This window comes from Siccibacter colletis, assembly GCF_025914095.1.
Classification (GTDB): Bacteria; Pseudomonadota; Gammaproteobacteria; order Enterobacterales; family Enterobacteriaceae; genus Siccibacter; species Siccibacter colletis.
Genome location: NZ_CP074352.1, coordinates 67,793 through 93,887, shown reverse-complemented (window position 1 = coordinate 93,887; position 26,095 = coordinate 67,793). Strand labels below are relative to the sequence as shown.

Annotated in this window: 26 protein-coding genes; 12 read left to right on the top strand and 14 right to left on the bottom strand. The window is 59.5% G+C overall.

Going from position 1 to position 26,095, the window contains the following annotated elements:
- Nucleotides 1–9 precede the first annotated feature (9 nt).
- Nucleotides 10–858 (bottom strand): HTH-type transcriptional activator RhaR, encoded by an 849-nt coding sequence (rhaR, locus tag KFZ77_RS00490; RefSeq protein ID WP_031522100.1) that lies wholly within the window; start codon nt 856–858, stop codon nt 10–12.
- A gap of 72 nt (nt 859–930) precedes the next feature.
- Complete coding sequence (gene rhaS / locus KFZ77_RS00485) at nt 931–1,767, bottom strand: HTH-type transcriptional activator RhaS (RefSeq protein WP_264386224.1); 837 nt, start codon at nt 1,765–1,767, stop codon at nt 931–933.
- 288 nt (nt 1,768–2,055) lie between these two features.
- Here rhaS (KFZ77_RS00485) and rhaB point away from each other — a divergent pair, with 288 nt between their 5' ends.
- The 9 genes from rhaB (at nt 2,056) to rhaM (ending at nt 11,940) form a co-directional block, all read left to right on the top strand.
- Nucleotides 2,056–3,525 carry a rhamnulokinase gene (rhaB, locus tag KFZ77_RS00480; RefSeq protein WP_264385158.1) on the top strand — a complete coding sequence of 490 codons (1,470 nt, stop codon included), beginning with the start codon at nt 2,056–2,058 and terminating at the stop codon, nt 3,523–3,525.
- On the top strand, nt 3,522–4,781 hold the full coding sequence (locus KFZ77_RS00475; RefSeq protein ID WP_264385157.1) for an L-rhamnose isomerase: 1,260 nt from the start codon (nt 3,522–3,524) through the stop codon (nt 4,779–4,781). Before rhaB ends, KFZ77_RS00475 begins: the two co-directional genes overlap by 4 nt.
- A gap of 119 nt (nt 4,782–4,900) precedes the next feature.
- Nucleotides 4,901–5,731 (top strand): rhamnulose-1-phosphate aldolase, encoded by an 831-nt coding sequence (rhaD, locus tag KFZ77_RS00470; protein ID WP_031522108.1) that lies wholly within the window; start codon nt 4,901–4,903, stop codon nt 5,729–5,731.
- Between the two features lie 77 nt (nt 5,732–5,808).
- The gene (gene rhaS / locus KFZ77_RS00465) at nt 5,809–6,801 is read left to right on the top strand and encodes a rhamnose ABC transporter substrate-binding protein (RefSeq protein WP_264385156.1); all 993 of its coding nucleotides are present in this window, start codon (nt 5,809–5,811) and stop codon (nt 6,799–6,801) included.
- An 85-nt stretch (nt 6,802–6,886) separates the two neighbouring features.
- A complete protein-coding gene (locus KFZ77_RS00460) occupies nt 6,887–8,398 on the top strand; it encodes a sugar ABC transporter ATP-binding protein (protein WP_264385155.1) in 1,512 nt (503 codons plus the stop codon).
- The gene (locus KFZ77_RS00455; RefSeq protein ID WP_406678794.1) at nt 8,398–9,402 is read left to right on the top strand and encodes an ABC transporter permease; all 1,005 of its coding nucleotides are present in this window, start codon (nt 8,398–8,400) and stop codon (nt 9,400–9,402) included. The genes KFZ77_RS00460 and KFZ77_RS00455 overlap by 1 nt, the downstream gene beginning before the upstream one ends.
- Complete coding sequence (locus KFZ77_RS00450) at nt 9,399–10,403, top strand: ABC transporter permease (protein WP_264385154.1); 1,005 nt, start codon at nt 9,399–9,401, stop codon at nt 10,401–10,403. The genes KFZ77_RS00455 and KFZ77_RS00450 overlap by 4 nt, the downstream gene beginning before the upstream one ends.
- A gap of 77 nt (nt 10,404–10,480) precedes the next feature.
- On the top strand, nt 10,481–11,629 hold the full coding sequence (fucO, locus tag KFZ77_RS00445) for a lactaldehyde reductase (protein WP_264385153.1): 1,149 nt from the start codon (nt 10,481–10,483) through the stop codon (nt 11,627–11,629).
- Nucleotides 11,626–11,940, top strand: a complete 315-nt coding sequence (rhaM, locus tag KFZ77_RS00440) for an L-rhamnose mutarotase (protein ID WP_264385152.1) — start codon at nt 11,626–11,628, stop codon at nt 11,938–11,940. The genes fucO and rhaM overlap by 4 nt, the downstream gene beginning before the upstream one ends.
- Nucleotides 11,941–11,999: 59 nt before the next feature.
- Here rhaM and KFZ77_RS00435 read toward each other — a convergent pair whose 3' ends face one another.
- From KFZ77_RS00435 to KFZ77_RS00395, 9 genes are all read right to left on the bottom strand, one after another.
- Nucleotides 12,000–12,278, bottom strand: a complete 279-nt coding sequence (locus tag KFZ77_RS00435) for a type II toxin-antitoxin system RelE/ParE family toxin (RefSeq protein ID WP_264385151.1) — start codon at nt 12,276–12,278, stop codon at nt 12,000–12,002.
- A complete protein-coding gene (locus KFZ77_RS00430; protein ID WP_031522118.1) occupies nt 12,259–12,525 on the bottom strand; it encodes a type II toxin-antitoxin system ParD family antitoxin in 267 nt (88 codons plus the stop codon). Before KFZ77_RS00430 ends, KFZ77_RS00435 begins: the two co-directional genes overlap by 20 nt.
- Nucleotides 12,526–12,670: 145 nt before the next feature.
- The gene (locus KFZ77_RS00425; RefSeq protein WP_264385150.1) at nt 12,671–13,039 is read right to left on the bottom strand and encodes a type II toxin-antitoxin system PemK/MazF family toxin; all 369 of its coding nucleotides are present in this window, start codon (nt 13,037–13,039) and stop codon (nt 12,671–12,673) included.
- Nucleotides 13,040–13,270 carry an AbrB/MazE/SpoVT family DNA-binding domain-containing protein gene (locus tag KFZ77_RS00420; RefSeq protein ID WP_264385149.1) on the bottom strand — a complete coding sequence of 77 codons (231 nt, stop codon included), beginning with the start codon at nt 13,268–13,270 and terminating at the stop codon, nt 13,040–13,042.
- A gap of 118 nt (nt 13,271–13,388) precedes the next feature.
- The gene (locus KFZ77_RS00415; protein ID WP_031522123.1) at nt 13,389–14,663 is read right to left on the bottom strand and encodes an MFS transporter; all 1,275 of its coding nucleotides are present in this window, start codon (nt 14,661–14,663) and stop codon (nt 13,389–13,391) included.
- 51 nt (nt 14,664–14,714) lie between these two features.
- The gene (locus KFZ77_RS00410; protein WP_264385148.1) at nt 14,715–16,838 is read right to left on the bottom strand and encodes an alpha-galactosidase; all 2,124 of its coding nucleotides are present in this window, start codon (nt 16,836–16,838) and stop codon (nt 14,715–14,717) included.
- A 102-nt stretch (nt 16,839–16,940) separates the two neighbouring features.
- Entirely contained in the window at nt 16,941–17,951 is a 1,011-nt protein-coding gene (locus tag KFZ77_RS00405; protein ID WP_031522126.1) for a LacI family DNA-binding transcriptional regulator, read from the bottom strand.
- Between the two features lie 107 nt (nt 17,952–18,058).
- Complete coding sequence (locus KFZ77_RS00400) at nt 18,059–18,268, bottom strand: YdgH/BhsA/McbA-like domain containing protein (protein ID WP_031522128.1); 210 nt, start codon at nt 18,266–18,268, stop codon at nt 18,059–18,061.
- Between the two features lie 133 nt (nt 18,269–18,401).
- Nucleotides 18,402–18,950 carry a helix-turn-helix domain-containing protein gene (locus KFZ77_RS00395; RefSeq protein WP_264385147.1) on the bottom strand — a complete coding sequence of 183 codons (549 nt, stop codon included), beginning with the start codon at nt 18,948–18,950 and terminating at the stop codon, nt 18,402–18,404.
- Between the two features lie 100 nt (nt 18,951–19,050).
- Between KFZ77_RS00395 and KFZ77_RS00390 the strand changes: the two genes are divergently transcribed.
- Together KFZ77_RS00390 and KFZ77_RS00385 are read left to right on the top strand one after the other, a co-directional pair.
- On the top strand, nt 19,051–19,713 hold the full coding sequence (locus tag KFZ77_RS00390; RefSeq protein WP_031522131.1) for an AzlC family ABC transporter permease: 663 nt from the start codon (nt 19,051–19,053) through the stop codon (nt 19,711–19,713).
- On the top strand, nt 19,713–20,036 hold the full coding sequence (locus KFZ77_RS00385; RefSeq protein WP_031522133.1) for an AzlD domain-containing protein: 324 nt from the start codon (nt 19,713–19,715) through the stop codon (nt 20,034–20,036). Before KFZ77_RS00390 ends, KFZ77_RS00385 begins: the two co-directional genes overlap by 1 nt.
- Here the strand turns inward: KFZ77_RS00385 and KFZ77_RS00380 are convergent, their stop codons facing one another.
- The 3 genes from KFZ77_RS00380 to fdhD all read right to left on the bottom strand — a co-directional run bounded on the left by KFZ77_RS00380 (nt 20,037) and on the right by fdhD (nt 22,827).
- The gene (locus KFZ77_RS00380; protein ID WP_031522135.1) at nt 20,037–21,491 is read right to left on the bottom strand and encodes a flagellin N-terminal helical domain-containing protein; all 1,455 of its coding nucleotides are present in this window, start codon (nt 21,489–21,491) and stop codon (nt 20,037–20,039) included. It abuts the gene before it with no gap.
- Nucleotides 21,492–21,667: 176 nt separating this feature from the next.
- The gene (locus KFZ77_RS00375) at nt 21,668–21,877 is read right to left on the bottom strand and encodes a YdgH/BhsA/McbA-like domain containing protein (RefSeq protein WP_031522136.1); all 210 of its coding nucleotides are present in this window, start codon (nt 21,875–21,877) and stop codon (nt 21,668–21,670) included.
- 125 nt (nt 21,878–22,002) lie between these two features.
- On the bottom strand, nt 22,003–22,827 hold the full coding sequence (gene fdhD, locus KFZ77_RS00370; RefSeq protein ID WP_264385146.1) for a formate dehydrogenase accessory sulfurtransferase FdhD: 825 nt from the start codon (nt 22,825–22,827) through the stop codon (nt 22,003–22,005).
- 215 nt (nt 22,828–23,042) lie between these two features.
- Between fdhD and fdnG the strand changes: the two genes are divergently transcribed.
- On the top strand, nt 23,043–26,093 hold the full coding sequence (gene fdnG / locus KFZ77_RS00365) for a formate dehydrogenase-N subunit alpha (protein ID WP_264385145.1): 3,051 nt from the start codon (nt 23,043–23,045) through the stop codon (nt 26,091–26,093).
- Nucleotides 26,094–26,095: the final 2 nt, after the last annotated feature.

Sequence of the window (26,095 nt, the reverse complement as noted above, 5' to 3'; positions counted from 1 at the left end):
CGCTGAGAGCTATGCCGCCTGATGGCTGGACTGACGCCACTGGCTGGGCGTCATGCCGGTTTCGCGGGTGAACACCACGGAAAAATAGTTGCTGTCTTCGAAGCCGCAGCGCATGGCAATTTCACTGATGAACAGGTCGCTATGGCGCAGCAGATACTGGGCGTGGCAGATGCGCAACTGGCGCAGGTACTGGTTGATGGTCATCCCTGTCTGGGTGCGAAACTGCTGGCGCAGGGTGCGCTCGCTGCACTGGTGACGAGCGCAGAACGGCTCCAGCACAAACGGTTTTTCCAGGCTGCGCGCCAGGGCGGTAATCAGCTTGTCGAGCAGCGCTTCCGGCTCGTCCGGGCTGGCGGTATCGGTAGCGTAGCGGGCGCGTTTCAGGGTAATGGCGAGCTGGGCAAACAGCGTTTCGGCGAGGGTGGCGCTCAGCGCATCCTGCTTGTGACTCTCCTGCTCCAGCTGGCTGATGATGGCGCGCGCCTGTGTCATGCCCGCGCTGCCGAGCCGCCACCAGGGCTGGAACGGGCCGCCATTCAGACCGGGGATCAGGCTGTGCCAGTCGAGGTTGAGCCGCAGCCGCTCGGGGCAATAGATCACATTCTGCAGCACCAGATCGTTCACCGAGGCGTAGCTGTGACGATCTTCAGCGCGGATATAAAACAGGTCGCCGCGGGTGATGCGGTACGGCCGATCGTTAAGCACGTGCAGGCCGTTGCCGCGCCACACCAGCACCAGCTCCCAGAACTCGTGGCTGTGCTCGGCGAAGACGTTTTGCGGATAGCGGTCCGCCACCGCCACGGGTTGCCCCGGCCAGGCAAAGAAGTCGTTTTTGCGAAGAATAAGCGGAGCCGCCACGGCGTTACCTCAGATGCTAACAACCTGACATTATTAGCCCTTTCGGTAAAAAAAACGGTGACTCCCCTCGCGTTACTGAAGCTGCGCGTCGCGCCCCTGGCGCACATCGCGCGGTGACCAGCAGAATTCGCGCTTAAACAGCGTCGAAAAGTGGTTACTGTCGCCGAACCCGCAGCGATAAGCGATATCTGTCACGCTCTCGTCGCTGTGGCGCAGCAGGTGACGCGCTTTGATCAGCCGCAGGCGGTTAAGGTAGCGCTGCGGCGAGAGTCCGGTTTGCTGCTTGAGCTGGCGGTGCAGCGTGCGCAGCGAGAGCGAGAAACGGTCGGCTATCGCTTCCCAGCACACCTCATCGGCATAGTGATCTTCCAGCCAGGCAATCAGCTGGTTCAACCGCGCATCGTTGTCTGCCGCCCCTTCTGCGAGGCTGCTTTTACGCAGCAGCACCAGCAGCTGCATAAACACAATTTCCCGGTTTGCGACCGCATGAGGGTCGTCGCCCTGCGGCAGCGCGTCCATCTGCTCAATCAGCACGCGCACCTGCTGAAGCACGCTCTGGTTAACGCGCCAGTGCGACGGGTAATGCCCGTCGTGTTCCTGAGGCAGCAGCTTATCCAGCCCCGACAGGAACGAAAACGCGTCCGGCGCGCGGTAGAGCACGTTGGTCAGGCAGAGGTTATCGGTGTGCTCATAGAGATGGCGATCGTGATCGCGCACGAAGCAGACCGAGCCGCCGCTCAGGGTATAGGGTTGGCCGTTAAAGACGTGAATACCGGTGCCGTGCTCCACGATGACAATCTCATGAAAATCATGGTGATGCTCCGGAAACGCGGACTGCGGCAGGCGTGGCTCAATCGCCAGCGATGTCCGCCCCGACGGGAAAAAATCAATGCCATGCAGTACCGTCATCATCATCTCCGCCCACCTGAAAGTGTCCAGATAGTAGTTAACGCCCTGGCGCCTCACCTTAACTTTTTGACAACAAAGCGCGCAAAGGCTGCGCGTTTTTCAAGATCCGCGCGGCAGATAACAGAAATGCGGCAGGGGTCACAGGGAAGAGCCTTACTGAAATGTGAGCTGCCTCACGTCCATCTTTGCTTTCTTGCCAGCCGCCTGCGGGCGCTGTCACTGGCGAGAAGGTGGCAGGCATCGCCCCTTTTTTAGACTGAACGGCATGTTTATCAGAAGGACTTCATCATGCCTGTTCGTCATTGCGTTGCGGTTGATCTTGGCGCATCCAGCGGCCGCGTCATGCTTGCCCGCTACGACAGCGCCAGCTGCGATCTGACGCTGCGCGAAATCCACCGTTTTACCAATACGCTGCGCCGGGTTGACGGGTTCGATACCTGGGATCTCGACGCGCTGGAGCAGGCGATCGTTATCGGCCTGACCTGCGTCACGGCGGAGGGCATCAAACCTGACAGCATCGGCATCGATACCTGGGGCGTGGACATGGTGCTGCTCGACAGCGCCGGTAACCGCGTCGGGCTGCCGGTGGCCTATCGCGACCACCGCACCGACGGCATTATGGCGCAGGCGCTTGCGCAGCAGGGCAGCGCTGATATTTACCAGCGCACCGGCATTCAGTTTCTGCCCTTCAACACCCTGTGGCAGTTTCGCGCCATTGCCGACCAGCAGCCGCAGTGGCTGGAGCAGGCGGCCCACGCGCTGCTGATCCCGGACTATTTCAGCTACCGCCTGACCGGCAACCTCAACTGGGAATACACCAACGCCACCACCACCCAGATGGTCAATATCAACAGCGACAGCTGGGACGAGACGCTGCTGGCCTGGGCAGGCGCGCCGCGCCGCCTGTTCGGAACGCCAACCCATCCCGGCAACGTCATTGGTCACTGGCACAGCCCGCAGGGCGATGCCATTCCGGTGGTGAGCGTCGCCTCTCACGATACCGCCAGCGCGGTGATTGCTGCCCCGCTGGCTCATCACGACGCGGCATATCTCTCCTCCGGCACCTGGTCGCTGATGGGCTTTGAAAGCCGCACGCCCTGGACAAACGAGGCCGCGCTGGCGGCCAACATCACCAACGAGGGCGGTGCCGAAGGCCGCTACCGGGTGCTGAAGAACATCATGGGGCTGTGGCTGCTGCAGCGCGTGGTCAAAGAGCAGCAGGTGAGCGATCTGCCGGACCTGATCCTCCGCGCCGCGGCGTTGCCCGCCTGTCTTAACCTGATCAATCCCAACGACGATCGCTTTATCAACCCGGACAACATGAGCGTCGAAATTCAGGCAGCCTGCGCTGAGCGCCACCAGCCGGTGCCGCAGGACGATGCCGCGCTGGCACGCTGCATCTTCGACAGCCTGGCGCTGCTCTACGCTGAGGTGCTGCACGAGCTGGCCGCACTGCGCGGTACGCCGTTTCGCAGTCTGCACATTGACGGCGGCGGCTGTCAGAACCCGCTGCTGAATCAGCTCTGCGCCGACGCCTGCGGCATTCCGGTGATCGCCGGGCCAGTGGAAGCCTCCACCCTCGGCAACATCGCCATCCAGCTTATGACCCTCGACGACATCCGCGACGTCGGGGATTTCCGTCGCCGGGTGACGGCCCGTCAGCCGCTCGTCACCTTCACACCCAATTCCGATAGCGAAATTGCACGCCACGTTGCGCAGTTTCAGCAACAACGTCAAACAAAGGAGCTTTGCGCATGACAACTCAACGAGAACAGGCCTGGATGATTGCGAAGGAGCGCTTTGCGGCCGTGGGCGTGGATGCCGAGGCGGCGCTGCGCCAGCTCGACAGACTGCCGGTCTCCGTTCACTGCTGGCAGGGGGATGACGTTGCCGGGTTTGAGAACCCCGAGGGGCAACTCACCGGCGGCATTCAGGCCACCGGCAACTATCCGGGCAAAGCGCGTAATGCCCGGGAGCTGCGCGCCGATCTGGAGCTGGCGTTCTCCCTCATTCCCGGGCCAAAACGCCTGAATCTGCACGCCATTTACCTGGAATCCGACACCCCGGTCAGCCGCGATGCCATTAAGCCCGAGCATTTCAGCCGCTGGGTGGCGTGGGCGAAAGAGAACCACATCGGCCTCGACTTCAACCCGTCCTGCTTCTCGCACCCCAACAGCGCCGACGGCTTTACGCTGGCCCACGCCAACGATGACATTCGCCAGTTCTGGATTGACCACTGCAAAACGAGCCGCCGGGTATCGGCCTCGTTTGGCGAAGCGCTGGGTACCCCATCGGTGATGAACATCTGGGTCCCAGACGGCATGAAAGACGTCACGGTGGACCGCCTCGCCCCGCGTCAGCGTCTGCTGGCGGCACTGGACGAGATCATCAGCGAAAAACTCAATCCGGCGCACCACATCGACGCGGTGGAGAGCAAGCTGTTCGGCATCGGCGCTGAGAGCTACACCGTCGGCTCTAACGAGTTTTACATGGGCTATGCCACCAGCCGCCAGACCGCGCTTTGCCTGGACGCCGGTCACTTCCACCCGACCGAAGTGATCTCCGACAAGATCTCCGCTGCCATGCTCTACGTGCCGCGCCTGCTGCTGCACGTAAGCCGCCCGGTGCGCTGGGACAGCGACCACGTAGTGCTGCTCGACGACGAAACCCAGGCCATCGCCAGCGAAATCATTCGCCATAACCTGTTTGACCGCGTGCATATCGGCCTCGACTTCTTTGACGCCTCCATCAACCGCATCGCTGCCTGGGTGATCGGTACCCGCAACATGAAAAAAGCCCTGCTGCGCGCCCTGCTGGAGCCGGTGGAGCAGCTGCGTCAGCTGGAAGCCGCGGGGGATTACACCGCCCGCCTGGCGCTGCTGGAGGAGCAGAAGTGCCTGCCGTGGCAGGCGGTCTGGGAAACGTACTGCGAGCGTCACGATGCGCCAGCCGGCAGCCAGTGGCTGGAGAGCGTGCGTGGATATGAGAAAGCGGTGCTGAACCAGCGCGGATAACCCACCGAAGGGTCGAGGGTGGGTAAGCGTAGCGCGCTCACCAGAACAGCATACCCTCCCCCGATCGGAGAGGGCCAGGCGAGGGGATACTTCGCCACGACAACAGGAACAGAACAACTATGCAGAACATCCTTAACGCCTGGTTCGTACAGGGCATGATCAAAGCCACCACCGACGCCTGGCTCAAGGGCTGGGACGAGCGCAACGGCGGTAACCTGACGCTGCGTCTCGACGCGCACGATCTGGCGCCCTACGAGGCAGATTTCCACGCCGTGCCGCGCTATATCGCCCTCAGCCAGCCGATGCCGCTGCTGGCGAACACCGCGTTTATCGTCACCGGCTCCGGCAAGTTTTTCCGCAACGTCCAGCTCGACCCCACCGCGAATCTCGGGGTGGTAAAAGTCGACAGCGACGGCGCGGGCTACCACATTTTGTGGGGGCTGACTGACGAGGCGGTGCCGACATCCGAACTGCCGTCACACTTCCTGTCGCACTGCTCGCGCATTCAGGCCACCGGCGGTAAAGATCGCGTCATTATGCACTGCCACGCCACCAACCTGATTGCCCTGACCTACGTGCTGGAGAACGACACCGACATCATCACCCGCTATCTGTGGGAAGGCAGCACCGAGTGTCTGGTGGTGTTCCCGGACGGCGTCGGCATTCTGCCGTGGATGGTGCCGGGTACCGATGAAATCGGTGCCGCCACCGCCCATGAGATGACGAAACATTCCCTGGTACTGTGGCCGTTCCACGGCGTGTTTGGCAGTGGCCCGACCCTGGATGAGGCGTTTGGCCTGATCGACACCGCGGAAAAGTCGGCGGAAGTGCTGGTGAAAGTGATTTCGATGGGCGGCATGAAGCAGACCATCAGCCGCGACGAGCTGATCGCGCTCGGCAAACGTTTTGGCGTGACACCGCGCGCCAGTGCTTTAGAGATTAAAAAATAAAATAACTTACCTGCGCTTTCGCCGGGTGCTACGGCGAAAGCAATCTGTACCTGAAACCTGCAAACGTGGAGTACAACATGAAAATAAAAGCAATACCGGCTTGTACGCTCATCGCATCTGTTCTGGCCTTCTCCGGCCCGGCGCTGGCCGAGGTTAAAATCGCGCTGGTCGCCAAATCGCTGGGGAACGGCTTTTTCGAAGCCGCCAACGTCGGCGCGCAGCAGGCTGCCAAAGAGCTGGGGGATGTGAAGGTCATCTACACCGGGCCAACTACCACCACCGCCGAGGCGCAAATTGAAGTGCTCAACGGGCTTATCGCCCAGGGCGTGGATGCCATCGCCATCTCCGCCAACGATCCGGACGCGGTAGTGCCGGTGCTCAAACGCGCCATGCAGCGTGGCATTAAGGTGGTTTCCTGGGATTCCGGCGTGGAAAAAGCGGGCCGCCAGATCCACCTCAACCCGTCCAACAATGCGCTGATTGGCGAAACCAACGTCAAGCTGGCCGCCGCGGCGCTGAAAGAGCTTAAGGTGGAGAAAGGCGACGTCGCGGTGCTGAGCGCAACGCCCACCTCCACCAACCAGAATATCTGGATTGAAGAGATGAAAAAGGTGCTGCCGAAGTACCCTTCCGTCAATCTGGTGACCGTCGCCTACGGTGACGACCTCTCCGATAAGAGCTACCGCGAAGCGGTGGGCCTGCTGAAGTCCCACCCCGATTTGAAAGTGATTGTTTCCCCCTCCTCGGTGGGCATTGTCGCCGCAGCGCAGGCAGTGAAGGACCAGAACAAGATTGGCAAGGTGTACGTTACCGGGCTGGGCCTGCCGTCTGAGATGGCGGGCGCGGTGAAGTCCGGGGCCACCAAAAGCTTTGCCATCTGGAATCCAATCGATCTCGGCTATGCCGCCACTTACCTCGCTCACGATCTGGTGAAAGGCACCGCCACTAAAACCGAGGCCAGCATGGGCAAACTCGGTAAAGTGAAGCTGGATGCGGATGGCAACGGCGCAATGGCTGAGCCTTACGTCTACGACGCGAGCAACATCGACAAGTTCGCGAAGATGTTCTGATCGGCGCCCAGGCGTGAACAATCCCGCCCTCTCCTGCAGAGGGCCGGGGTGAGGGTGGTTTAACCCATCGATTCGGAGAGACATCATGACGGCATCCACACCGCTGCTGTCGCTCAGGGGCATCACCAAAGTTTTTCCTGGTGTACGCGCTCTTGAGAACGTGCAGCTCGACCTCTGGCCAGGCCAGGTCACCGCGCTTATCGGCGAAAACGGCGCGGGCAAATCCACGCTGGTCAAAGTGATGACCGGCATCTATCAGCCTGACGGCGGCGAAATCCTATATAAAGCGATCCCCATCCAGCTCCCGACACCGGAAGCCGCCCACAAGGTTGGCATCACGGCGATACACCAGGAGACGGTGCTGTTCGACGAGCTGACCGTCACCGAGAACATTTTTGTCGGCCAGTACCTGCATAGCGGGCTGTTCAGAAAGCTCGACTGGCCAGCAATGCATCGCCGGGCACAGGAGATCCTCACCCGCCTGGAAGTGCAGATTGACCCGCGTGCCATCCTGAAAACCCTGAGTATCGCCCAGCGGCATATGGTGGCGATTGCCCGCGCGCTGTCGTTCGACGCCCAGGTGGTGATCCTCGACGAGCCAACCGCCGCGCTGTCACAGCATGAAATTCTGGAGTTTTATCAAATTGTTGAACGTCTGAAGCATGACGGCAAAGCAATTCTGTTTATCTCGCACAAATTCGACGAAATCTTCGAGCTGGCAGACCACTACACCATTCTGCGCGACGGCGAATTTATCAGCGCCGGGGCGATGAACGACATCACCGAAGAGCGCATGGTATCGATGATGGTGGGGCGCGCCATCACCCAGACCTACCCGAAAATCGCCTGCGAGCCGGGGGAGACGGTGCTGGAGGTAAAAAATCTCAGCCACCCCACCGAGTTCGCCAACATCAGCTTCTCGCTGCGCAAAGGGGAGATCCTCGGCTTCTACGGCCTCGTCGGTGCCGGGCGCACCGAGCTGATGCAGGCGCTGTGCGGCGTCTCCCGACCCGCCAGCGGTGAGATTGTCCTTAATGGTGTTCCCGTCTCGTTCAGCCAGCCCGCCGATGCCATCCGCGCCGGTATCGTCTGCGTGCCGGAGGAACGCCAGAAACAGGGGGCGATTATCGAACTGCCGATCGCCCAGAACATCAGCTTGCCGCAGCTCGGCACCCTTAATCCCAACGGCGTACTCAATGAGACGCGCGAATGGGCGCTGGCCGATGAGTACGCCCGTCGCCTGCAGGTGAAGGCATTTAGCTGGCGCCAGGCGGTCGAAACGCTCTCCGGCGGCAACCAGCAAAAGGTGGTGATCGCCAAATGGCTGGCCACTCACCCGACGGTGATTATTCTCGATGAGCCGACGAAGGGCATCGACATCGGCTCAAAAGCGGCCGTGCACCAGTTTATGTCCGAGCTGGTAGCCCAGGGGCTGGCGGTGATCATGGTCTCGTCCGAACTGCCGGAGGTGATGGGGATGGCGGACAGCATTATCGTGATGCACGAGGGGCTGATGGTGGCGCACTATCGCGCCGGGGAAGCCAGTGCGGAAACCATCGTCAGCGCCGCCAGCGGCGCGGGCAAGGAGGCAGCATAATGTGGCAATCCCTGCTTAAAAATCGCGAAGCGCTGCTGGCGGTGGTCATCGTGCTGATGATTGCCGCCATCGGCAGTCGCGTACCGTCGTTTGTCAGCCCCGGCAACCTTGTTGAGATGTTCAACGACACCTCGATCCTGATTATTCTCGCCCTCGGCCAGATGATGGTGCTGCTCACCAAAGGCATCGACCTCTCTATGGCCGCTAACCTGGCGCTCACCGGGATGATCGTCGCCCTGCTGAATTTCCACTATCCGGCGCTGCCGGTCTGGACGCTGATGCTGATCGCCACCGCGCTTGGGCTGGTGATGGGCGCGATCAACGGCCTGCTGGTGTGGAAGCTCGGCATTCCGGCGATAGTGGTGACCCTCGGCACCATGAGCGTCTATCGCGGGATTATCTTCCTGCTTACCGACGGCGGATGGATCAACGCCCACCAGATGAGCCAGGCGTTTCTCGCCCTGCCGCGCACGGCGCTGCTTGGCCTGCCGGTACTGAGCTGGTGCGCCATCGCCGCGCTGCTGCTGGTGGGCTACTTCCTGCGCTTCAGCCGCACCGGACGCGCGCTTTACACCGCTGGCGGCAATCCGACCGCCGCCTGGTACACCGGCATCAACGCCGGCAAGATGCAGTTCATCAGCTTCTGCCTCTCCGGCACCCTGGCCGGGTTCTGCGGCTACCTGTGGATCTCGCGCTTTGCGGTGGCCTACGTTGACGTGGCGAACGGCTTTGAGCTTCAGGTGGTGGCGGCCTGCGTGATCGGCGGCATCAGCACCATGGGCGGCATCGGACGCGTGCTCGGCTGCCTGTGCGGTGCGCTGTTCCTCGGCGTTATCAACAATGCGCTGCCGGTGATTGGCGTCTCGCCGTTCTGGCAGATGGCGATCTCCGGCGCGGTGATCGTTATCGCCGTGTTGCTCAACGAGCGCGGCAACAAACGCAAAGGGCGGCTGATCCTGCGTGATGCGGCGCTGGCCCGACAAAAACAGGCGGTGAATCCATGAGCAAAATAATGATGACCGATGCGCCGGCCGCTGCGCCGGTGCCTCCCACCTTCCTGAAACGCCTGCTGTGCTGGGAAGGGTTTCTGTTGGCGGTGACGCTGGCGGTGTTTGTCGGCAATGCCATCGCCTCGCCGTGGTTTCTGGATATCTGGAACCTGTCGGACGCCACCTTCAACTTCACCGAAAAAGCAATCATCGTGCTGCCGATGGCGATGCTGATTATCGCCAGGGAGATTGACCTCTCGGTGGCCTCCACCATTGCGCTCAGTTCGACGGTAATGGGGTTCTGCGCCCAGGCGGGATTCGGCACTCCGGAGCTGGTGTGTGTCGGGCTGGGGGTCGGGTTGCTGTGCGGGCTGTTTAACGGCCTGCTGGTGACGCGCTTCAACCTGTCGTCCATCGTTATCACCATCGGCACCATGAGCCTGTTCCGCGGTATCACCTATATCCTGCTCGGCGACCAGGCGCTGAAAGATTACCCGGAGAGCTTCGCCTGGTTTGGTCAGGGCTACGTGTGGGGCGCGCTGTCGTTTGAGTTCGCGCTGTTTATCGTGCTGGCAATAGCCTTCTCATTCCTGCTGCATCGCACCAACTTTGGCCGCCGCACCTACGCCATCGGCAACAACCCGACCGGCGCGTGGTTCTCGGGGATCAACGTGAAGCGCCACAACCTGCTGCTGTTTGCGCTGGTGGGCCTGATGGCCGGTCTGGCCGCGGTGCTGCTCACCTCGCGTCTCGGCAGTACCCGCCCGACCATCGCGCTCGGCTGGGAGCTGAGCGTGGTGACCATGGCGGTGCTCGGTGGGGTCAACATCCTTGGCGGCTCTGGCAGCATGCCGGGAGTGATTATCGCCGCGTTCCTGATGGGGCTGGTGACCTTCGGCCTGAGCCTGCTCAACGTGCCGGGCATCGTCATGTCGATCATTATCGGTCTGATGCTGATTGTGGTGATTTCCCTGCCGATCGTTACCCGTCGCCTGCTGGCGCGGCGGCGAATGTGACGTTGCCCCTTCAGGTATTAACCCCGGCGACACCGGATGCCGCCGCACGAATTATTTAAATATCAAGGAGATATACCATGAGCTTTATGTTGGCATTGCCAAAAATCAGCCTGCATGGCGCAGGTGCAATCGGCGATATGGTGCAGATGGTCGCGGGCAAACGCTGGGGCAAGGCCCTGATCGTAACCGACGGCCAGCTGGTCACGCTCGGCCTGCTGGACAGCCTGTTTGCCGCGCTCGACGCCCACCAGATGCCATATCACCTGTTTGATGCGGTATTCCCTAATCCGACCGAAGAACTGGTGCAGCAGGGCTATGCCGCGTTTCAGCAGGCAGAGTGCGACTACCTTATTGCCTTCGGCGGCGGCAGCCCCATCGACACCGCCAAAGCGGTAAAAATCCTTACCGCCAATCCAGGCCCCTCTACCGCTTATTCGGGCGTGGGCAAAGTCACCCATCCCGGCGTGCCGCTGGTGGCGATCAACACTACGGCGGGTACCGCGGCAGAGATGACCAGCAATGCGGTGATAATCGATTCGGCGCGCCACGTTAAAGAGGTGATTATCGATGCGCATATTATTCCGGATATCGCCGTGGACGATGCCAGCGTGATGGTCGCCATACCGCCCGCTGTGACCGCCGCCACCGGCATGGACGCCCTGACCCACGCGGTGGAAGCCTATGTCTCTGTGGGCGCGCATCCGCTGACCGACGCCAACGCGCTGGAGGCCATTCGTCTGATTAGCCACTGGCTGCCCGCCGCCGTTGAGAACGGCAGCAACCTGGAGGCGCGGGAGATGATGGCCTGCGGTCAGTACCTGGCGGGCATGGCCTTCAACAGCGCCGGTCTGGGGCTGGTCCATGCCCTCGCCCACCAGCCGGGCGCCACACACAACCTGCCGCACGGCGTGTGCAACGCCATCCTGCTGCCGATCATCGAAAACTTTAACCGCCCCAATGCGGTGGCGCGCTTTGCCCGCATCGCGCAAGCCATGGGCGTTAACACCCAGGGGATGAGCGATGAGGCTGCCAGCCAGGCGGCGATCGACGCCATTCGCCAGCTCAGCGCCAGGGTCGGCATTCCCTCTGGCTTCAGCCAGCTTGGCGTCACGAAAGCCGATATTGAAGGCTGGCTGGATAACGCCCTCGCCGATCCGTGCGCACCCTGCAATCCCCGCAGCGCCAGCCGCGACGAGGTGCGCGAGCTCTATCTGGAGGCCTTATGATCCGCAAAGCCTTTGTGATGCAGGTAAATCCGGACGCCCATGACGAATATCAGCGGCGGCATACCCCGATCTGGCCGGAGCTGGAAGCGGTGCTGAAAGCGCACGGCGCGCACCACTACGCCATCTGGCTCGACCCGGTGCGTAACCTGCTATTCGCCACGGTAGAGATTGAATCCGAAGAGCGCTGGGACGCTGTCGCCCGCACCGACGTCTGCCAGCGCTGGTGGCAGCACATGCGCGATATCATGTCGAGCAACCCCGATAACAGCCCGATCAGCGAGCCGCTTACAGCGGTGTTTTATCTGGAGTGACAGGCCATAAAAAAGCCCGTGCAAGCGGGCTTTTATGCCTTACAGGGAAAGGTGACGCATCACGTCCTGCGAATGGTGTAATACGCGAACAACAGTAATGGACATGTCGGTACGGAAAAAAAGAGTACGTGGTGGGCGCAAGCAAAAGAGTAAATACCTTTACTCAACTCAGGGCGCTTAATCCCAACGTCATGGCGGGCAAGCATATCGAAATGCGAAGAAAGCTTTCCAATATAGTTATCCGCCTGTGCCTCCCCAAACCGGCCCTTGCCATAGCGCCAGATCGCTTCCATGTCCTCACTGGCTTTCGGCGTTAGCTCAATCCGTCTCGTCATCATGCCGATCCCTGGCTTTTAGGTTTTGAAGGAAAGCATCCTGCTTCCACTCTTGCGGGGCACCGCTGTTCACCCCTTCATTGATGAGCGCTCGCAACTGCTGCAGATGCGACTGCGCCTGCTGTTCTCGCAGTAAACGCAGCGAGTCCCGAATCACTTCGCTTTGCGTTCGGTAGTCTCCGGTAGCGATCAGAGACTCCACAAAACCACGAAGCTCTTCACCCAGATCGACGGTCATGGTACGCGCCATATTGCCTCCACTGTAAGAACTAATCTTACAATAGTACCCTGACTCTGGTTACTTTTCCAGCAGGAAGACAGTGAGAAATTGTCCTCAGGTATGACAAAAAAAGCCCGCGCGAGCGGGCTTTTTTATGTAGTAACAAATAACGCGTTTACTGTGGGTCGATAAGATCAACAACCTTATCAAGTATCTCACGCATGACGGCGGCTTCCACTGTGGAGTGATACCGGGCACCACGTGCTTTGAGATCCATACTTCTCAGCATGTAACACAGGGCCACACCGGTTACGCTGCCTTTATCGGTACTGCCGCCGTCCAGCATGACCGTAACCTGTGCAGATCGCGCGGCGCTTCCACCTGTGGTAATGGGCACGCAGGTGGCGACGCCCAATGCTTTAACCAGCTGTTTGTCGGTAATCACCAGATAATAGTGTGGACCCTGAAATTCACGGCCTTTTGTCGGGTCGCCATTTACGTGCCAGATTTCTCCCTTATGCGGAAATTTCATCCCTGGTGCCATCTACACGATCTCCTTGCCAACGGGTGGTGAGTTCAGCACATCGCCCATCGCCTCGTTAAGCTGTTGAATTTCATCCTTGTCGATACCCTTAAGCAGCTCGGCGAGTGATTTTTTCCCACGCGGACGCGGCTGTTTCAATGTTACCGTCAGCGATTGCCCGGCAGGGTGCAATTCCACCACCATTCCTGCTTCCCAGTTCATTTGCGTCAGCGTTTCTTTAGGGATGGTCATGATGACCGCCCCACCTTGTTGCCTTAGCCTTGTTGCATTCATTTCAGACCCCAGGTCTCACAAAGTAACACTTTTGAGCATAACATAATCATCCGAGAACTGTAACGCTGTTTAAATATTATACGCGCTGCGCCAGCTCCTCTGGCTGCGCTACCGCACCTTTACGTTTGCTGGATGAGAGCGTAAACGCCGATACCACCGTCACGGTCAGCACGAAGCAGCCGAGCATCAGGTAGGTATCCTGGAAGCCGATGCGGTCATACATATTGCCGGCGAAGGCGGAGAGGAAGATCGCCATCATCTGCTTGGAGAACTGGAAACCAATCAGATAGATGGTGGCGGAAAGGCGCGTATCGAACACGCCGGTAATGTACTTGAAGGCACCCACCAGCAGGAACGGCACTTCCAGCGCGTGCAGCATTTTCAGCGCCACCACTTCCACCACGGTGGTGGCGAATGCCGAGCCGATAATGCGTGTCGCCATAATGGTGCCAGCGATAAGCAGAGTATTTTTCGCGCCGATGCGGTTAATGATCCACGGCGAGCAGAACATGATGATGGCATTGCACAACTCCCCGGCGGTGGTGGCAAAGCCAAATGCCCGCGTACCCGCTTCCGGCGTGGCGAAGAAGGATTTAAAGAAGGTCGCGAACTGCTGATCAAACACGTCATAGACGCAGGCCACGCCGACAACGTACAGAATGAACATCCACATCTTTGGCAGACGGAACAGGCCAAATACCATCTTCGCGGTGATCTGCGGCTGGTTAGCCCCCAGCGCGCCCATCACCTGCGCCGTCTGATTCGGTTTCGGCCGCGCCAGGATCAGCAGCACCATCATCAGCAGTGCCGCGCCGGACCCCATCCAGAACACCAGCGCCGGATTAACGTTGAACAGGATGCCAGCGGTGGAGGCGCACAGCCCCCAGCCGAGGCAGCCGAACATGCGTGCCTTGCCGTACTCAAACGCGCTGTTGCGGCTGACGCGTTCAATATAAGCCTCAATCGCCGCCGAGCCGGATGAAAAGACGAAGCCGATATACAGCCCGCCGCTCAGCGCTCCGAGCCAGATATTCACCTTCAGCAGCGGACCGAAAACGTAGAGGAAAAACGGCGCGAACAGCACCAGCAGCAGGGTGATGATCCACAGCAGGTGCTTCTTCAGCCCGAGCTTATCGGAAATCACGCCAAGCAGCGGCTGGAAGCTGATGGCGGCCAGCGAGATGCAGGAGAAGACGATCCCGGTATCGGTTTTGTTCAGGCCAATGATGTCCGACAGCCAGATCGGCAGGAACGGAAAGCAGGTCGCCATGACAAAGAAGTAGAGAAAAAAGAACAGACCGAAAATCCAGAAGTTAGGGTTATTTTTGTAGGTACAGGCGGTGGTGTTCATTCAGGATATCCTCAAAGGCGTGGCGCGTCGGGGCCATGCGGCCCCGCTCCGTTACACTCGTTCAACGACTATCAGCAGGGCCGTTTCCGGGTCCATTACCGGCAGCTGTAGCCCGGCCTGCGCCAGCCATTCGCCGCTGGCGCTGACTGGCGAAGTCATCCAGCCTGGCAGCTTGCGCATGGTATGCCCGCCGGCACCGGTTAACGGCAGGGTGGACGGATCTTCCAGCCGAATCTGGTAACGTGCGCCCGGCTCCAGGCCCGGTATTCTCAGGGCGCCAGGCAGCGTGTAATCCGGCATCGCCAGCTGGCTCACCAGCCACAGCCCCTGGGTTTTGTCTTCGCTAACCACGCCCTGTACCTGCGTGGTGTTGTCCGGCATCGCCACCCGCCACATCGTGCCGGAATGGATCAGCCCGCGCCAGCGCTTGTAGAGCGTGGCGTAGCGCTGATAGCCTGCGTATTCGTCGGCATCGGCGGTGACCGGGTCCAGCTCCAGCCCCATATGGCCAAACAGCGCAGTCAGGCCGCGGAAGGCAATGCTGTGCTGGCGAAACGTGGCATGACAGCGGCTGTTGCCGATATGCGCGCCCATCACTTCCGGCGGGTAGAAATAGCTCATGCCGCGCTGGATGGTGCTGCGCTCCAGCGCATCGTTGTTATCGGAGGCCCAGAAACGGTGGCTGCGGGTCAGCACCTCATAGTCGATACGTCCTCCGCCCGAGGCGCAGGACTCAAACTCCACCTGGGGGAAGCGTGTCCGCAGGGTGTCGAGCAGGCGATAAAACTGACGCGTCTGGGCATCTGCCGCGGCCCTGCCATGATGCCCCGGCTGTACCAGCTCGCGGTTCATGTCCCACTTCACGTAATCGACGGGATGCTCACCCAGCAGCCAGCTCAGGCGTTCCACCAGATAGTCAAACGCCTCGGGAATACTCAGGTTCAGCACCCACTGGTGGCGCCCGGTGGTTTTCGGGTAGCCCGGCAGCGCCAGTACCCAGTCGGGATGCGCGCGGCAGAGGTCGGAATCGGGATTAATCATCTCCGGCTCCACCCAGATACCGAACTCCATGCCGAGGGATTTCACGTGGTTGATCACCGGCATCAGGCCGTCCGGATACTTGTTCTCATCGAGATACCAGTCGCCGAGCGCAGCATGGTCGTCGTTGCGCCCCTTAAACCAGCCGTCATCGATGATAAAGCGCTCGACGCCCAGTTCGGCGGCGCGGCTCGCCATCTGCATGATGTACGCCGGGTCATGATCAAAATAGATGCCTTCCCAGGTATTGAGATGCACCGGGCGCGGCTTGTCGCCGGGGAAGCGGATAATCTCGTCGCGCAGGAAGCGGTGGAACTGCTGGCTCATGCCGTTTAACCCGGTAGCGGAGAAGCTCGCATAGAGCCACGGAGTATGCAGCGTTTCCCCTTCTTCCAGCGCCATTTCGCCAGGCAAATAGAGCGCTTCGGCCTGGATCAGACGGCGACCATCGGTTTTCGCTTCGCACTTGATACGGTGGTTGCCGCTCCAGCCAAGATGCACGCCCCAGACATCGCCCTGCTGCTCGTGGAAGCCCGGCGTGCCGGCAATCAGCGCCGGAAAGTGTTCATGCGACGTGCGCCCGCGACGGTTTTCCAGCACGAAGCCGTCATGGCTCAGCGCTACGCGGTGCGGCTGGAACTCGCGGATCCAGCGACCGTGAAACGCCATCACCTCCCCCGCCCGCTCCGGCACCGGCAGCGTGACGGCGAAGCGATCCACCTGCCACGGCTGCGCACGCTGGTTGGTGAGCGCGTGGCGCAACTTCAGCACGCCGCTGTCGGTCAGCACCAGTTCACTGACCAGCCCCAGACCGGCGTTCACGTCCTCGCAGAAGATCGTCAGGGCATTGCCCTGCTGCTCAACCCTCACCGGGGTAAACACCGGTGAGGCGTCCTGGCCGTTGCGATGCCCCTCCAGGCCCGGCGCGCCAAACAGGCCATGGCCGCTCTCTGCCATCAGGGTAATCGGGGAATCAACATCCAGCCGCCCGTTAGCAACCGGGCGCGTCAAACTGTGGCAATCCTGCGGCGAAAACCAGGCAAGATGTGCCCCCCAGTAAACAATTTCCGGGAATGGTGCGAGGACAATGATCACGTCGGTGGCATTGCTGGTGAGGCGGTAACAGGTCTCTTCCATAAAGCATCTCCTGAATCGGGTCTGCTTTAACTGTTGATCCGAAACGTTTCGGATGCCAACCACAACGTTTCGGTTATGTGAGCGTTGTTAAATTATTGAGAATTACTGCGGGGGTGTATTCAGGGTCACACCGGGGAAAAATTCTGGCTGCCAGAGCACCTGCAGCTGCGTCAGCGGCTCACCGGCAATAAGGCGGCGCACCATGTCGGCAATCTGCTGCCCCACGCCCTGACGGGTGGACTGGATCACAGCTGCAACATCAAGTTCAACGATGCTGTCCGGCGGCAGTCCGTCGTACACCACCAGCGATACCGCGTTATCGCCTTGCAGACGACCGAGGGTTTGCAGTGCCATCGCCGCGCCGTCGCCGTGGGAGTTGCAGTCCGTGACGATCGCCGTGGGCGGCGTGGGCAGTGCGAGCAGCTCCAGTGTAGCTTTATACCCGGCGCGACGGGTAGGCGGCAGCAGGCGCAGCCATGCATCAGAGAGATGGTACGCCCGCAGCGCGTCGCGCCAGCCGTCCCGACGCTGGGTGATAAACGCCTGGCTGTTGTTCTCCCCGAGCAGGGCAATGCGCTGATGGCCGAGCGCAATCAGACGCTCCGTTGCCTGCCGCGTTCCGGCCTGATTATCGAAATCAAACCAGGCGTAGGGCTGCGCAAGCTGGCTGCGACCCAGCGCCAGGAAAGGGAAATTCGCGCGCTGTAACTCCTGCAGCCGGGGGTCGTTATCGAGGGTGTGCGCGACGATCAGGGCATCAACGCGGCGGCTTTGCACCTGGCGCATATAGCTGTGGCGGTCCGCCAGATCGTCATCAGCAATCAGCAGCAGATCGATTTCGTACTGCGCCAGTTCGCGACTGATCTCGCCTACCATCCCGAGAAACACGCTGTTATTCAGCGGGGCGGGCAGCACCGGAAACACCAGTCCGACAGCGTCGATTTTGCCCATCTTCAGACGGCGGGCGAAAGTATTTGGCCGATAGCCGCGACGCTGTGCTTCCGCCTCGACGCGCGCCCGGGTCTCCTGCGAGACGTCGTCATAGCCGTTCAGCGCACGGCTGACGGTGGTGACGGAAAGACCCAGATGTGTGGCGATGGCTTTTAGCGACATGGTGAGCGGCCCGTAAAGAGTGATCGCGGGCTAGTGTCGCGCATCCCCGTCACCGAGTCCATATAACAAAAAAAGCGCCCTCAGGCGCTCTTTCAACATGAATTCATTTATTTAGTCAGTTCAGCGGTCATATAAACCTGGTCGCGGTTGAACGCGGAGGTGATTTTATAGGATGCGCCCATCTCATGCGCCTGCGCAGCGATTTTCGCTTCGGTATCATCGAGGGTAGAACCGGTTGCGGTCACGGTCTGGCCAGCGAAAGCACCAAAAGCAGAAGTCAGGGCGATAACTGCAACAAAAGTTTTGATAGTTTTCATCGGGTATTCCTTCATCTTATTTTGTCAGGGAGAAGGCTGATTGCCTTCGATGGAGTAATAATAGACCCCTCTCCCCTGAACAAAAAGCGGAAGGATTTGCTGAGCTTGTTCATAAAAATTGAACAAATATTTATCAGTTCTGCTCTGCCACCAGCAGCGCCTGGGTAGCTGGCTCCAGCGCGCGGAAAACGTGCTCCCGATCGGCGGGATAGCAGATGTAATCCCCCTGGTGCAGCTCTTCCGGCGCCTCCGTCAGCCCGACCAGCGCCCGCCCCTGGGTAATAATGATATGTTCGACGGAACCCGGCGGATGCGGGTGCGATACCCGGTCCGCCCCCGGCTCTGCCATCAGCAGGTAGATGTCACGGCGCGCGCCGGGCGGACAGGTCGCCAGTAAAATGGCCTGATAATTGGCCTGCTCTGCCACCACCTTTGTGCCCTCCCCGCGGCGAATAACCTGCGTCTGGGCAGCCTGAGGTTCAAACAGGCGCGCAAACGGGATGCCAAGCGCCACGCACAGCGACCACAGGGTTTCGAGACTGGGATTACCATTACCCGCTTCCAGCTGGGACAGGGTCGATTTGGCGACCCCGGCGCGGCGCGCAATCTCGGCCAGCGACAGCCCGGTTCGGGCGCGTTCGCGCACCAGGCTTCTGGCAATCACATCAATGGGCGGTGTCATTTACGGCTCCGGTGTTCAATAAAACGAACGATCGTTCGCTTGAAATTTAAATTCGCTGTGTTCATTATAATGGATACTCGTTCGATATGGCTAAAGATCTATGTTCACTCAACGTTTCTCTTGCCTGAGCGCCGATACCAGAAAAGCGATTTTTCTGGTGTGCCTCGCGGTTGCGGTGGTCGGCGTCTCTTATGGTTCATTAGCAATGGCCTACGGCTTCCCGCTCTGGCTGCCGCTGGTGCTGTCGATCACCGTACTCGCCGGCGCGTCAGAGTTTATGTTTATCGGCATTATTGCCAGCGGCGGGCATCCGCTGGCTGCAGCGGCGGCTGGTCTGCTGGTGAACGCCCGGCATATTCCGTTTGGCGTGGCGGTGCGGGACCTGGTGGGTAACCGCGCGGCCGCCCTGCTCGGCTGCCACATTATGAATGATGAAAGCGTGGTGTTTGGCCTCGCGCAGTCCACTCACGAACAACGTAAAGCCGCGTTCTGGCTGTGCGGGCTGGGGGTGGCGACCCTGTGGCCGCTCGGTGCGCTGCTGGGGAGCGTGATTGGCTCGCTGCTGCCGTCGCCTGAAGCGATTGGGCTTGATGCGGTCTTCCCGGCCATTCTGCTGGCACTGGTGATCCCGGCGTTGAAAAATCGTACCACCCTGATCCGCGCGACCAGCGGCGCGGCTATTTCCCTGGCGGCGGTGCCGTTTGCACCGGTGGGCCTGCCGGTGCTGCTGTCGCTGCTGGGCGTTCTGACGAGGAAGAAATGATGCACGCTACGCTGTTAGTGATTGCTGGCATTGTGGTGCTGTCGCTCGGCACCTGGCTGATGCGTTTTGGCGGCGCGAAACTGGGCAGCCGCATGGCGCTCTCCGAGCGCTCTCAGGCGATGCTGTCGGATGCGGCCACCACGCTGCTGTTCGCGGTAGCGCTGGCTACCACGCTCTATTCCGGCACCAGTTTCGCCGGGATGGCACGCCTGTGCGGTGTTGCGGTGGCGGTGCTGCTGGCGTGGCGCAAAACGCCGCTGATTATCGTCATTATCGCCGCGGCGGCAGTTACCGCCGGGCTGCGTCTGCTTGGCGTACCCTGATTAGCCTTTCAGGAGGGTCAGCGCCACTTCCGGCATCTGATTCGCCTGCACCAGTACCGCGGTGCTCGCCTGAGAGATAATCTGCGCCCGGCTCATCTTGCTCACTTCCATCGCGTAGTCAGCATCTTCAATGCGGCTGCGCGCTGCCGTGGTGGCAAGCGTGCTCTGCGCCAGCGTGGCTTTGGCGGATTCGAAGGTGTTGATGTGGCTGCCGTACTCGCTGCGGTAGCCGCTCACCTTTTCCAGCGCCTTATCCAGCGCGCCCAGCGCTTTGCTGGCCTCTTCTGCCGGGTCGAGTTTACTTTTCGAAATCCCTAACGTTTTGGTATCGGCCGGCGTTGGCGCAATGGTTTTTTTGCTGATCTCATCGCCGAAGTTGGCGCTGGTCACAATCTCAATCGGCTCACTGGCGCGCGGTGGTTTCGCCGGCACCATCGTCGGTGCCGGCAACGAACTCCAGGTGACGTTGCTGCTGAACGAACCGTTTCCCACTACCATCACAATCAGATCTTCCGGCACGGTGCCCAACAGGCGGAGACGTTCCTGCATCTGCGCGCCGTTCTGCCCATCGTTGAAGCCACCATTTGACGCGTCTTCGTAGCGATCGGTATCGCCGCTGTAGCGGATCGTCAGGCCGTTCAGCGTCGCGGTCGCGCCACCGTTAAATACCCAGATCGGCCCGCCCTGGGTCAGGGAACTGTCGTCATAGCTCGCGCCCGGCAAAAAGCCGTTCGACTCATTAATAAACTTCGCATTCGCCGAGGCGTCGTCCGTGATCCCTTTGCTCACCCAGGTGTAGTCCGGGTTAGCATCGTTGAACGGCGTACCGACAATATGCTTACCGTCGCGGGTGAAGAGCTGAATATCATCGTCCAGCCCCAGCGAGTTGATGGTGATCACCACGTTAGTCGCGCCGGCAGGCACATAGGCCAGCGGCACGATACCGGAGGTGAAGTTATAGTCGGTCCCCGGCGTCGGGAACTTCACGCTGAGCGGCGGCACGTCACCATATACCAGCGGCGGCAGCTCCGGGTCATCGGTCGCCAGCGGATACTTGCCAAAAATCTCGGTGTTATTCGAGATATGGTTAATGGTGGCGCTGATGGACTCGAACTCTTTCTGAATACTGGCGCGGTCCTCCAGCGACAACGTGCCGGTCGCCGCCTGAACCGCCAGCTCTTTGGCGCGGATCAGCAGGTTGCTGATGTTGGCCAGCCCGCCCTCGGCGGTCTGCGACAGGCTGATCCCGTCGTCAATGCCACGCGCCACCGCGCTGTCGGCGCGCAGATTCGCCGTCATACGGTTAGCAATAGCCTGTCCGGCGGCGTCATCGCGCGCGCCGTTGATTCTCATCCCTGAAGATAGCCGCTCCATTGCCTGACTCAGTGCAGATTCGACTTTAGTCTGGTTATTTCTCGTTTTATCGGCGTAGAGATTGGAATTTAAAGTGATCATAGCGGTATTCACATACGGACGGTTTCCCGAATACATGCTATATCGGCCCAGAGAAATTTCGCTTTAAGTGTTTTTTTAATGACCAACGCCCCTGGAAGCCGCGTGGCGTTTGGTTTCAGCTAGTTAGCACGCAAAAAAAAAGCGCCCTCAGGCGCTCTTTCTACGGTAAAGCAGTCTTATTTGGTCAATTCTGCGGTCATGTGAACCTGATTACGGTTGAACGCTGAAGTGATTTTGTAGGAAGCGCCCATATCCTGCGCCTGAGCGGCGATTTTCGCTTCGGTCGCGTCCAGGGTAGAACCGGTCGCGGTAATGGTCTGGGAAGCGAAAGCACCGAAAGAGGAAGCCAGTGCGATAACAGCAACAAAAGTTTTGATGTTTTTCATGATGTAGACCCTTAATGATTTAGTTTGATGTGAGGCGGTCTGCCTCGATGTGATAAATCATAGGGCAAGCCTGTGCTTATAAAAAGCACAAGCTTTTGCTGATAAAAATCAAAATTTTTGAATGATTAGCGCAGACGCTGCGGATGGGTATAGATGGTCGCCCGGCCCGGTTTGCTGAAGCCGACCAGCGTCAGGTTGCAGCGTTCGGCCACGTCAACCGCCAGCGACGTGGCGGCCGAGACGGCAAACAGGATCTCCACGCCGCACATGGCAGACTTCTGCACCATCTCGTAGCTGGCGCGGCTGCTGACCAGCACGGCACCGTCGCTCCAGCCTTCCCGTGCGCGGCGACCCAGCAGTTTATCGAGTGCGACGTGGCGACCGACGTCTTCATGTCCACCCGTCGCCTCACCCGAAGGGGTTAGCCAGGCGGCGGCGTGAGTACAGCCCGTGAGCTGCCCGACCGGCTGGAACGTCTTCAGGGTAGCCAGTGCCGCATCGAGATTTGCCAGATCGAAGGTTTGGGTAAAAGGCAATGGCGTCAATGGCTTGCCAATATCCTCCAGCTGCTCAACGCCGCAGACGCCACAGCCGGTACGCCCGGCGAGCTGGCGACGGCGCGCTTTTAAACCCATAAAGCGCCGGCTGGATAACTCTATTTGGACTTCCGTGCCATTACACCCCTGGACAATATCCATTCCGTAAATTTCGTGTGAAGATTCAACAATGCCTTCCGATAACGAGAAACCAAGGGCGAAAAGTTCCAGATCCTTGGGGGAAGCCATCATCACCACATGTGAAATACCGTTGTAGACCAGCGCCACGGGCACTTCTTCCGCCAGCATATCCTCGCGGGTATGGTCGAGCGCATCGCGCTGCCACAGCGAAACGGATTTTGCGCCTGTGATCTGAGTCACACTTTCGTTCTGTGCTGATGAAATATTCTTCACTTTTTTTTAACCGTATTGGAACAGCCACACCGGCATTATGGTATTCTCGTGGCCCTTCGCTTCAGGGACTGAGGTGGGAAAACAGCAATTCTGAACCTTTGCGGCTTTGACCGCAAAACAAAAACTAAATCCCCAACGTATCCGCTGCTTCAGGAAACAATAAGCAACGCGGCTACCAACGGGGTGATGAGTAATGTCAAAAGTAAGGAGTGACCATGCAGGTCAGCAGAAGGCAGTTCTTTAAGATCTGCGCTGGCGGTATGGCAGGCACCACGGTAGCGGCACTGGGCTTTGCACCCAGCGTAGCGCTGGCAGAAACACGTCAATATAAACTGCTGCGCACCCGTGAAACCCGTAACACCTGTACGTACTGCTCCGTTGGTTGTGGGCTGTTGATGTATAGCCTCGGCGACGGTGCGAAAAACGCCAAAGCATCTATTTTTCACATCGAAGGGGACCCGGACCATCCGGTAAACCGCGGGGCGCTCTGCCCGAAAGGCGCGGGCCTTGTGGATTTCATCCACTCCGAAAGCCGCCTGAAGTATCCGGAATATCGTGCTCCGGGTTCCGATAAATGGCAGCGCATCAGCTGGGACGAGGCGTTCGACCGCATCGCGAAGCTGGTCAAAGAAGACCGTGACGCCAACTTTATCAAGAAGAATGACGAAGGCACGACCGTAAACCGCTGGCTCTCCACCGGTATGCTGTGTGCGTCCGCATCAAGTAACGAAACCGGCTATTTAACTCAAAAATTTACGCGTTCGCTCGGCATGTTAGCCGTCGATAACCAGGCGCGTGTCTGACACGGACCAACGGTAGCAAGTCTTGCTCCAACATTTGGTCGCGGTGCGATGACCAACCACTGGGTCGACATGAAGAACGCCAACCTCATCATTGTGATGGGCGGGAATGCGGCAGAAGCGCATCCGGTGGGATTCCGCTGGGCGATGGAAGCCAAAATCCATAATGGCGCGAAGCTGATTGTTATCGATCCTCGCTTTACGCGTACGGCGTCGGTTGCCGATTTCTATACACCGATCCGCTCCGGTACTGACATTGCCTTCCTGTCAGGCGTACTGCTGTACCTGCTGAATAACAACAAGTTTAACCGCGAATACGTTGAAGCCTATACCAACGCCAGCCTTATCGTGCGTGAAGATTTTGGCTTTGAAGATGGCCTGTTCTCCGGCTACGACGCGGATAAACGCAAATACGATAAAACCTCCTGGAACTACGAGCTGGATGAGAAAGGCTTCGCCAAACGCGATACCACGCTCAGCCACCCGCGCTGCGTCTGGAATCTGCTGAAGCACCACGTTTCTCGCTACACGCCGGAAATCGTGGAAGACATCTGCGGAACGCCAAAAGCAGACTTCCTGAAGGTGTGTGAATACATTGCCGAAACCAGTGTTCACGACAAAACCGCCTCATTCCTGTACGCACTCGGCTGGACCCAGCACTCCGTTGGCGCCCAGAACATCCGTACGATGGCAATGATCCAGCTGCTGCTCGGCAACATGGGCATGGCAGGCGGCGGCGTTAACGCACTGCGCGGCCACTCCAACATCCAGGGACTGACCGACCTTGGCCTGCTGTCACAGAGCCTGACCGGCTACATGACGCTGCCAAGCGAGAAACAGGCCGACCTCCAGACCTACCTGACTGCCAACACGCCGACACCGCTGCGCGAAGGCCAGGTGAACTACTGGAGTAACTACCCGAAATTCTTCGTCTCCTTGATGAAAGCCTTCTACGGCGACAAGGCGACCGCGGAAAACAGCTGGGGCTTTGACTGGCTGCCGAAGTGGGATAAGGGTTACGACGTACTGCAGTACTTCGAAATGATGAACCAGGGCAAAGTGAACGGCTATTTCTGCCAGGGCTTTAACCCGGTCGCCTCATTCCCGAACAAAAACAAAGTCGTCGCGTCGCTGTCGAAACTGAAGTTCCTCGTCACCATCGATCCGCTCAACACCGAGACTGCCACATTCTGGCAGAACCACGGCGAGCAGAACGATGTGGACACCGCCAGCATTCAGACCGAAGTGTTCCGTCTGCCGTCCACCTGCTTCGCCGAAGAAAACGGTTCTATCGTTAACTCCGGCCGCTGGCTGCAGTGGCACTGGAAAGGTCAGGACGCGCCGGGCGAAGCCCTGAACGACGGTGAAATCCTCGCCGGTATCTTCATGCGCCTGCGCAAGATGTATGCCGAAGAGGGCGGCGCCTGCCCTGAGCAGGTGCTGAACATGAGCTGGAACTACTCCACGCCGCACAACCCGTCGCCGGAAGAAGTAGCGATGGAAAGCAACGGTAAAGCGCTGGCCGATATTATCGACCCGGTTACCGGCGATGTGCTGGCGAAGAAAGGCAATCAGCTTGGCACCTTCGCACACCTGCGCGATGACGGCACCACGTCCAGCGGCTGCTGGATCTTCGCCGGAAGCTGGACGCCAGATGGCAACCAGATGGCGCGCCGCGACAACGCCGACCCGTCAGGCCTGGGCAACACCCTGGGTTGGGCATGGTCCTGGCCGCTCAACCGCCGCATCCTTTATAACCGTGCCTCTGCGGACCCGCAGGGTAAACCGTGGGATCCGAAGCGTCAGCTTCTGTCTTACGCCAACGGTAAATGGGTTGGCGCTGATATTCCGGACTACAGCACCGCGCCTCCGGGCAGCGATGTCGGGCCGTTTATCATGCAGCCTGAAGGGATGGGTCGTCTGTTTGCGATGGATAAACTGGCCGAAGGTCCGTTCCCGGAACACTACGAGCCGTTTGAAACGCCGTTGGGTACCAACCCGCTGCACCCGAACGTTATCTCTAACCCGGCAGCCCGCGTCTTTAAAGGCGACATGGAAGCCATGGGTAAAAAAGATAAGTTCCCGTACGTGGGTACGACCTATCGTCTGACCGAGCACTTCCACTACTGGACCAAGCATGCGCTGTTGAACTCCATCGCGCAGCCGGAGCAGTTCGTGGAGATCGGTGAGAAGCTGGCGGGCAAACTCGGCATCGCCCAGGGCGATACGGTGAAAGTCTCCTCCAACCGTGGCTACATCAAAGCCAAGGCGGTGGTGACCAAACGTATCCGCACGCTTAACGTCCACGGTCAGGAAGTCGATACCATCGGTATTCCTATCCACTGGGGTTACGAAGGCGTGGCGAAGAAAGGCTTTATCGCCAACACCCTGACGCCGTTCGTCGGCGATGCGAATACGCAGACGCCTGAGTTCAAGGCGTTCCTGGTGAATGTGGAAAAGGTGTAACG